This is a genomic window from Bacillus cereus group sp. BfR-BA-01379 (assembly GCF_022663605.1).
Taxonomy (GTDB): domain Bacteria; phylum Bacillota; class Bacilli; order Bacillales; family Bacillaceae_G; genus Bacillus_A; species Bacillus_A mobilis.
In genome coordinates this window covers 1-8,132 of record NZ_JAKUFT010000123.1, presented here as the reverse complement: position 1 = coordinate 8,132, position 8,132 = coordinate 1, and the positions used below count along the sequence as shown (strand labels likewise).

Below are 8,132 nucleotides of genomic sequence, written 5' to 3'. Positions count from 1 at the left end.
GAGTAGTATTAAAAAGTATAGGCGGTTCATTCAGAATGAGAGGGGGATGGAGCTTTTGACGTAGAGGCGATTTGTGCCTCGCAGGAAAAAGCGAAGCCACCGAACATTCTAACCGCCGGAACTAGATTCAGTAAAAAGTGGAAGCGGCTCATCCAGAACAGGAGGGCATTGGAGCTCCTGACAAAGAGGCGCTTTTTGCCTCGTAGGAAGGCGCGAAATGACCGACTGTTCTAGCCGCTGGAACTAGATTCAATAAAAAGCGTAGGTGGCTCTTTCCAAAGAGCCGCGTAGGCTATAAACCAATAAAAAATGAAAAGCTAACTGCTCGTAGAAAGTTGGCTAATTAAAAGAAAGCTAGGAGGGAACCCGATGAATAAAGGGCGCGTTACGCAAATCATGGGTCCGGTTGTAGACGTTAAGTTTGATGGCGGAAAGCTACCAGAAATCTACAACGCCCTTACGGTAAAACAAAGCAACGAAAACGGAACAAGCATTAACTTAACATTTGAAGTTGCACTTCATTTAGGTGATGATACAGTTCGTACAGTTGCAATGTCTTCCACAGACGGACTTGTTCGTGGTACAGAAGTAGAAGATACTGGTAAAGCAATCTCTGTACCAGTTGGTGATGCAACACTTGGTCGCGTATTTAACGTATTAGGTGATGCAATTGACTTAGATGGTGAGGTTCCTGCCGACGTACGTCGTGATCCAATTCACCGTCAAGCACCTGCATTCGAAGAACTATCTACTAAAGTAGAAATTCTTGAAACTGGTATTAAAGTAGTAGACTTACTTGCTCCTTACATTAAGGGTGGTAAGATCGGTCTATTCGGTGGTGCCGGTGTAGGTAAAACTGTATTAATTCAGGAATTAATTAATAACATCGCACAAGAACACGGTGGTATCTCTGTATTCGCTGGTGTAGGTGAGCGTACTCGTGAGGGTAACGATTTATACCACGAAATGAGCGATTCTGGCGTAATTAAGAAAACTGCGATGGTATTCGGACAAATGAATGAGCCACCTGGAGCACGTCAACGTGTTGCATTAACAGGTTTAACAATGGCTGAACATTTCCGTGATGAGCAAGGACAAGACGTACTTCTGTTCATCGATAATATCTTCCGTTTCACGCAAGCAGGTTCTGAAGTATCTGCCCTTCTTGGTCGTATGCCATCTGCGGTAGGTTACCAACCGACACTTGCAACAGAAATGGGTCAATTACAAGAGCGTATTACATCTACAAATAAAGGATCTATCACGTCTATCCAAGCGGTATATGTACCAGCCGATGACTATACGGATCCAGCACCAGCTACAACGTTCGCTCACTTAGATGCAACAACAAACTTAGAGCGTCGTTTAACACAAATGGGTATTTACCCAGCCGTAGATCCATTAGCATCTACATCTCGTGCACTTTCTCCAGAAATCGTAGGAGAAGAGCATTATGAAGTAGCTCGTCAAGTACAGCAAACTTTACAGCGTTATAAAGAGCTTCAAGATATCATCGCTATCTTAGGTATGGATGAGTTATCTGAAGAAGATAAGTTAGTTGTACATCGTGCTCGTCGTATTCAATTCTTCTTATCTCAAAACTTCCACGTAGCTGAGCAGTTTACAGGTCAAAAAGGTTCTTACGTACCTGTAAAAAATACAGTTAGCGGATTTAAAGAAATTCTAGAAGGAAAATATGATGACCTTCCAGAAGATGCATTCCGCCTTGTTGGTGGCATTGAAGAAGTTATTGAAAACGCGAAGAAAATGATGGCGTAAGGCCTTAGGAGGGACGAATTATGAAGACATTTCCAGTCAGTATTGTAACTCCTGATGGACCGGTTTACGAAAAAGAAGTAGAAATGGTAAGTGTAAAAGCAGAGAGTGGGGAAATGGGGATCTTACCAGGTCACATTCCAACTGTTGCACCGTTAAAAATTAGTGCAGTTCGTCTGAAACATGGTGGACACACTGATTATGTAGCAGTAAGCGGTGGCTTTATCGAAGTTCGTCCAGATAAAGTAACTGTATTATCATCATCTGCTGAAGAAGCAAACCATATCGATATCCATCGTGCAAATGAATCGAAGCGTCGCGCTGAGCAACGTATGCAAGATAAACAAGCACATGTTGACTTTAGACGTGCAGAAATGGCATTACAACGTGCCGTGAACCGTTTAAACGTTTCTGATATGAAATAAAAAATCCGTAAAGGCTTTGCCTTTACGGATTTTTTTGTGTAGTTTATGGATAATTTTACAAAAATGGTATAATTATATTGATGCTTGTATAAGTAGAGAATGTACAACGATTTATCCCGCGTTAACGGACAGTAAAACTCCCACCTCAAAATTCAGTTGGAGCAAAGAAGTTAGGTGGGAGATCAACTGTCCGTTAACGTCCGATTGGTTCAACTAATAATCAGTGGGGGATGAACAAAACCCCCACTGATTAAAGTTTCACTTTATAAAGGAGCTGAATAAATGATTGGTGAAATGAAACGAGAAGCGTTGCACTCTTTAAAGGGAAATTGGGGACTAGGTGTTGGATCAACAATTTTATATTTTATTTTAAGTTACGTTGTTTCGATGGCTGCAATGCTTATACTTTTAATTCCAGGAGTTATTATATTTTTACTATTTGTTGGTTTCACAGGTTCACTTGAAGAGCAAACAATATCAATTGGAGCAGGTATTACATTTGGAATTTTTTATTGCATTATGATAATTTTAAGTAACGCATCGTATGGAATTACATCATACGGTTATACAAATGTATTTTTACAGATTAGTAAACGAGAAAGTGCTAAAGTAGATCACTTATTCGAAGGATTTCGTGGCTTTAAAAGAATGATGAAAACGATGTGGGCAATGCTTGCGATTTTGTTATATACAGGCACATGGATTCCAATGTTGCTAGTAGCCGTATTCGCATTTTTTGGTGAAGAAGGAAATACGTCGTTTACTATCGCTTTCTTTGTACTATTAGCTATTTCAATCGTTGGTATGATTGTGATGTACTTTTCTTATGCGCTGACGTACTATGTTATGGTTGAAAATCCAGAGTATAGTGTGTCACAGGCAATGAAAGAAAGTAAGCATCTTATGAAGGGGCACAAATTGGATTTGTTTCTGTTGTGGCTGAGTTTTATAGGTTGGGCAATGTTAGCGATTCTTACACTTGGAATAGGTTTTCTTTGGCTTAGCCCGTATATGAGTACAACGACAGCACATTTTTATCGCCATCTTTCAAAAGATGAATTGGAGTAGGAACATGCTATACTAATAGGGTTATTATGTATAGGAGGACGATTATGATTAGTGATTTAAAAGGAGAAGCGCTAGATTCATTAGAAGGGAAATGGGGATTAGCTGTCGGTGCAACATTACTGATTTCTATTCTTATTTCAGCTTTTAGTTTTAGTATTAATTTCATTTTCTCTCAGGTTTGGGATTGGAAAGAAGTAAATAGCTCGCTTTCAGTAGATGTTATTTCAATATTGATGGTAGGCCCATTAACGCTAGGTGGTTATTATTTAGCACTGCATATCATTCGTGAAAAGGAAGCGCGTATTGGACATATATTCAGATGGTTTACAGAAGGAAGTAAGTTTATCAAGTCATTTTTATTATATATAGTAGTGAACATTTATATTTTCTTATGGTTTTTACTATTTATTATTCCAGGCATTATTAAATCATTTTCTTATGCGATGACGTACTTTATTATAAACGATCACCCTGAGTATTCTATAAATCAAGCTATTACAGAAAGCCGTCGTATGATGGATGGACATAAGATGGAGTATTTCATTTTATGTTTAAGTTTTATCGGTTGGTTTATATTAAGTTGTATTACGTTAGGAATTGGATTCCTATGGCTAATTCCATATTTTTATACGACGTCAGCAGCTTTTTATGAAGAAATTGCAGAGGAATATTACGAGAAAAAAATTCCGACACTATAAAAACACCCAGTATGAGCTATTGATTCATACTGGGTGTTTTTTGTAGGAATTTTATAAATTGATGACTCGTAAGTGGTTTACTGAAATAGTAGCCTTGCATATATTTACAGTTGTTTTTTTGTAGAAATTTAAGTTGTTTTTCTGTTTCAATTCCTTCAGCAACGACAGAAAGGTTTAAAGTATTTGCAAGGGAAAGGATAGTAGAAACGATGGCTCTTTCCTCAGGTCGATGATCGGCGAGTTGTGTAAATTCTCTCGGTACTTTTAATGTATCGATAGGGAAAATTGATAAATAAGCGAGAGAAGAATATCCGGTACCGAAGTCATCAATGGATGTTTGAATACCATATTCTTTTAATTGTTTTAGTCTTGATAATGTTTCTTTTTCATCGATCATCGCAATTCGTTCTGTTAACTCAAGTGTTACATATTTGGGATCGACGTTAAGGTCTGTTAGTATTTGTGAAATATGTTTGATTAAATGATCTTGTTGGAACTCCTTTGCTGATAAGTTCACACTTATTTTTAAATTTTGGTAGCCGAAAGTATGCCATATTTTTAACTGGCGACAAGATTCTTTTAATACCCAATGACCGAGTGGAATAACTTGTGGAGTCTCCTCTACGATTGGAATGAACTCACATGGCGGAATGTCACCTAGGAGCGGGTGTTTCCAGCGTATTAATGCTTCAGCTCCAATAATTTTTTTCGTCGTAATATCAATTTGTGGTTGATAGACGAGATAAAATTCCTCATTTACTAAAGCGAGTGGTAAATCTTTTTCAATTCGAGCTTTTCGTTCCATTTTTTTATACAATTCTTTCGTGTACAGAGAGCTACCGTTTTTCCCTTTGTTTTTTGCTTCGTACATGGCCATATCGGCATGCTGCAAGATTGATAATGGATCTTCACCTGCTTCAGGATATATTGCAATCCCGATGCTTGGTGAGATTTTTAAATGTTGATTTTCAATTTCGAATGGTTCGTTCATGTCTGCTACAATCGCATCAGCTATTTTTTTTACATCGGGTCTTTTTTTATAATTCTCAATAAGGATTGTGAATTCATCCCCAGCTAATCGGGCGAGCTTCATATTTGGTGTTGCTATTCTTTCAAGCCTTTTTGCTACTGCAATTAATAGAAGGTCTCCAACCCTATGACCGAGGGTGTCGTTAATAACCTTAAAGCGGTCTAGGTCAAGAAACATAACAGCAAAAGGCCTTTTTGATATTTCGGATCGAGCAATTGCTTGTTCTACATATTGATGAAATGCACGGCGATTTGCAAGCTCTGTTAACGTATCATGGTATGCTAGAAAATTAATTTGTTCTTGTTGTTGTTTGCTTTCCGTAATATCTTTAATCATTAAATAAACCCCAGAGATATGATTTTTTAAAAAGATAGGAACGGCTGTAACGTGCAAGTAGTAGATATCTCTATTTTTATGATATGCCCGTATTTCTAAAGAAATAGATTTCCCCTTTTTTACGCGATGAAAGGCATTAATGATTTCTTCCAAATCTTCTTCATACATAAGTGAATAGTAAGGTTGATTTAATAATTCATTCGTTTGATAGCCGAGTAAAGTAGTACCAGCATTGTTCACATTGAGAAAATTACCGTACAAATCTAATGTGAAGATTGGATCTGGATGGTGCTCGTATAAAGATTTAAACATTTGTTGGTTATGGTATAGTTCATTTTTTTGTTCCACTAAATCTTCTGTACGTAATTCAATTTGCTTTTCGAGTTCGGAGTTGAATTGCATTTGGGCTAGTAATAATATTTTATTTTGTTTTCGAACTAAACTATGGCGTATGAGAACGAAGGAGAAAGTTATCATAAGCCCGATTACTACAATAGGTGCAAAAACGTATTCAACTAATATAAAAACAATAAGCATGACTACAGAAATATAAGGTAATGACAATCTGATTGATTCCCCAAGTTTAGGTGTTAATAGTACTTGCTCTTGTCTTTCAGGTTCTTTTGTATGCAGAATACAGGCGATTGCTACTAGTACTAAAGTTACTTGATAGAGAGGAGTAACTGTAAACATGGAATACTCGGGTGTGAAGTATTTGATATAAGCATAAATAGCATCTGTAGTAGCATATAAAATTAAAGCACTGCCAAGAAGCGCACCAACTGTTTTTGATAATAAGGATAATGGCTTGAATAACAAATTGATTCCTATGAGAAAAAAGAGCAAATCGGCCATTGGATAGGTAAGTTGAACAAATATGTCGATATAGGATGTTGAAGAAACGTGAATGGTGCGTTCAATAAGTAAGTAGTAACTTAAAGTGAATTGTGCTGTAACAATAATACAAATATCACATATCATAAAAAGCTTTTCTAATAAATCGCGGTTATAGATGATTTCATATAGAAAGGCAAATGCAAAGCTAATTAAAAAAAGTAGATAAAAAAAATCGGACGCATCGACGAATGTATAGTAGTCCTTTAAAATTAAACGTTGATAGGCAACGACGATATCACCAATGAAATAAGAGAGAGTTCCAACAGATAAAATGGTCCAAAATAAACGAGGTAATCCTTCTTTTTTATTTGAAAAATAAAGTATATAACTACAAGCGATAATATCAATGAATAAGGTACTCATTCCAATTAAAATTTGAAAAGGAAATGAGTATTCATATAGAAAAGGCATTGCTACGTAATGAATCGCTACAGATAACAATATAATGCTTATAAGAATACTTACATGTGTTTGTTTCTTCATTTATCTCACCCACGGTATATACATATAAATTCCTCTTTTTCTTTTTTATTGTTTCTTGAAAAATATATATAATTTCTATACTTATTTTGCACAGGTATAGCGAGTTATAAAAATAGATTTTAATAATTCTCGTTTCTGTCCCCAACATATCGACATAGGAATTTGAAGTTTGTTATAATGATTAAAATAGTTGCATTATTTAGAAAAATTTAAAAATAATAATTACTGCAACTAGGACATATTGTTTACTAAGTGAACTTGTTCTTAATTCAGGGGGGAGGGTTTCACAATGGCAAGTGTATATGAAAATAGTTATATGATCGTTTTGATTTTCTTGCTATTAGGTATATTGCTGCCGGTAGTGGCTCTTACATTAGGAAGGATGCTGCGTCCAAACAAACCAAGTGCAGCGAAAGCGACGACGTATGAGAGTGGGATTGAGCCTTTTCATGATGCGAATATTCGGTTTCATGCTCGTTATTATATTTTTGCTTTATTGTTTGTCATCTTTGATGTAGAAACTTTATTTTTATATCCATGGGCTGTTGCATATGACAAGCTCGGTTTATTTGCACTGATTGAAATGCTCATCTTTGTTGTAATGTTGCTAGTTGGATTAGCGTATGCTTGGAAAAAGAAGGTGTTACAATGGTTATAAATTTTGAGGAATTACATCCAAATGAACGTGCTGAATTAGAACGAAATATCTTTTTTTCTACATTGGAGCAATTGAAAGGATGGGCACGGAGCAATTCTTTATGGCCGATGACATTCGGACTAGCATGCTGTGCAATTGAAATGATGGGAGTAGGTTCATCACATTATGATTTAGACCGATTTGGGTCATTTTTTCGGACTTCACCAAGGCAATCGGACGTTATGATTGTGTCGGGAACGGTAACGAAGAAGATGGCTCCTATTGTTCGGCGTTTATATGATCAAATGCCTGAACCAAAATGGGTTATTGCAATGGGATCTTGTGCGACAGCAGGTGGTCCGTATGTAAATTCATACGCTGTTGTGAAAGGTGTAGATCAAATCGTACCAGTTGACGTGTATATTCCTGGCTGCCCACCAAATCCTGCTGCCTTAATTTATGGAATTAATAAATTGAAAGAAAAAATTCGTTACGAGGCAAAGACGGGAAAGCAGGTGACGAATAAATGAGTGATCCAAACAAAGACTTAGAGGATTTGAAAAAAGAAGCGGCTAGGCGTGCGAAAGAAGAGGCAAGAAAGCGTCTTGTTGCGAAACATGATGCGGATATAAGTAAACTTGAGGAAGAAAATCGAGAAAAAGAGAAAGCGCTACCAAAAGATAGTGAAATGACTTTGGAAGAAGCAAAACGGCGCGCAGCCGCGGCCGCGAAAGCAAAAGCAGCGGCATTAGCGAAGCAAAAGAGAGAAGGAAGCGAAGAAG

Annotated in this window: 7 protein-coding genes and 1 pseudogene; 7 read left to right on the top strand and 1 reads right to left on the bottom strand. The window is 36.9% G+C overall.

Annotation, left to right across the window (positions count from 1 at the left end; genetic code table 11):
• The first annotated feature begins 369 nt into the window (after nt 1–369).
• The 4 genes from atpD to MR113_RS26075 all read left to right on the top strand — a co-directional run bounded on the left by atpD (nt 370) and on the right by MR113_RS26075 (nt 3,967).
• Nucleotides 370–1,779: a F0F1 ATP synthase subunit beta gene (gene atpD, locus MR113_RS26090; RefSeq protein WP_001032603.1), complete on the top strand. Its 1,410-nt coding sequence runs from the start codon at nt 370–372 to the stop codon at nt 1,777–1,779.
• 20 nt (nt 1,780–1,799) lie between these two features.
• Nucleotides 1,800–2,201 carry a F0F1 ATP synthase subunit epsilon gene (gene atpC, locus MR113_RS26085; protein WP_000847207.1) on the top strand — a complete coding sequence of 134 codons (402 nt, stop codon included), beginning with the start codon at nt 1,800–1,802 and terminating at the stop codon, nt 2,199–2,201.
• Nucleotides 2,202–2,483: 282 nt separating this feature from the next.
• The gene (locus MR113_RS26080) at nt 2,484–3,269 is read left to right on the top strand and encodes a DUF975 family protein (RefSeq protein ID WP_242257360.1); all 786 of its coding nucleotides are present in this window, start codon (nt 2,484–2,486) and stop codon (nt 3,267–3,269) included.
• A gap of 44 nt (nt 3,270–3,313) precedes the next feature.
• Nucleotides 3,314–3,967, top strand: coding sequence for a DUF975 family protein (locus MR113_RS26075; protein ID WP_097817069.1), 654 nt, complete (start codon nt 3,314–3,316; stop codon nt 3,965–3,967).
• 16 nt (nt 3,968–3,983) lie between these two features.
• Here MR113_RS26075 and MR113_RS26070 read toward each other — a convergent pair whose 3' ends face one another.
• Nucleotides 3,984–6,713, bottom strand: a complete 2,730-nt coding sequence (locus tag MR113_RS26070; RefSeq protein ID WP_242257359.1) for a putative bifunctional diguanylate cyclase/phosphodiesterase — start codon at nt 6,711–6,713, stop codon at nt 3,984–3,986.
• Nucleotides 6,714–7,002: 289 nt separating this feature from the next.
• Here MR113_RS26070 and nuoA point away from each other — a divergent pair, with 289 nt between their 5' ends.
• The 3 genes and pseudogenes from nuoA to MR113_RS26055 form a co-directional block, all read left to right on the top strand.
• The gene (gene nuoA / locus MR113_RS26065) at nt 7,003–7,371 is read left to right on the top strand and encodes an NADH-quinone oxidoreductase subunit NuoA (RefSeq protein WP_000179273.1); all 369 of its coding nucleotides are present in this window, start codon (nt 7,003–7,005) and stop codon (nt 7,369–7,371) included.
• On the top strand, nt 7,362–7,880 hold the full coding sequence (nuoB, locus tag MR113_RS26060) for an NADH-quinone oxidoreductase subunit NuoB (protein ID WP_000236331.1): 519 nt from the start codon (nt 7,362–7,364) through the stop codon (nt 7,878–7,880). The genes nuoA and nuoB overlap by 10 nt, the downstream gene beginning before the upstream one ends.
• Nucleotides 7,877–8,132: pseudogene (locus MR113_RS26055) on the top strand (NADH-quinone oxidoreductase subunit C); the annotation flags it as partial. The gene nuoB and the pseudogene MR113_RS26055, both read left to right, overlap by 4 nt.

Bases quoted from the DNA above. Each gene is read 5' to 3' on its own strand.
- nuoB (WP_000236331.1), top strand. From the start codon at position 7,362: ATGGTTATAAATTTTGAGGAATTACATCCAAATGAACGTGCTGAATTA.
- MR113_RS26070 (WP_242257359.1), bottom strand. From the start codon at position 6,713: ATGAAGAAACAAACACATGTAAGTATTCTTATAAGCATTATATTGTTA.
- atpD (WP_001032603.1), top strand. From the start codon at position 370: ATGAATAAAGGGCGCGTTACGCAAATCATGGGTCCGGTTGTAGACGTT.
- nuoA (WP_000179273.1), top strand. From the start codon at position 7,003: ATGGCAAGTGTATATGAAAATAGTTATATGATCGTTTTGATTTTCTTG.
- atpC (WP_000847207.1), top strand. From the start codon at position 1,800: ATGAAGACATTTCCAGTCAGTATTGTAACTCCTGATGGACCGGTTTAC.
- MR113_RS26075 (WP_097817069.1), top strand. From the start codon at position 3,314: ATGATTAGTGATTTAAAAGGAGAAGCGCTAGATTCATTAGAAGGGAAA.
- MR113_RS26080 (WP_242257360.1), top strand. From the start codon at position 2,484: ATGATTGGTGAAATGAAACGAGAAGCGTTGCACTCTTTAAAGGGAAAT.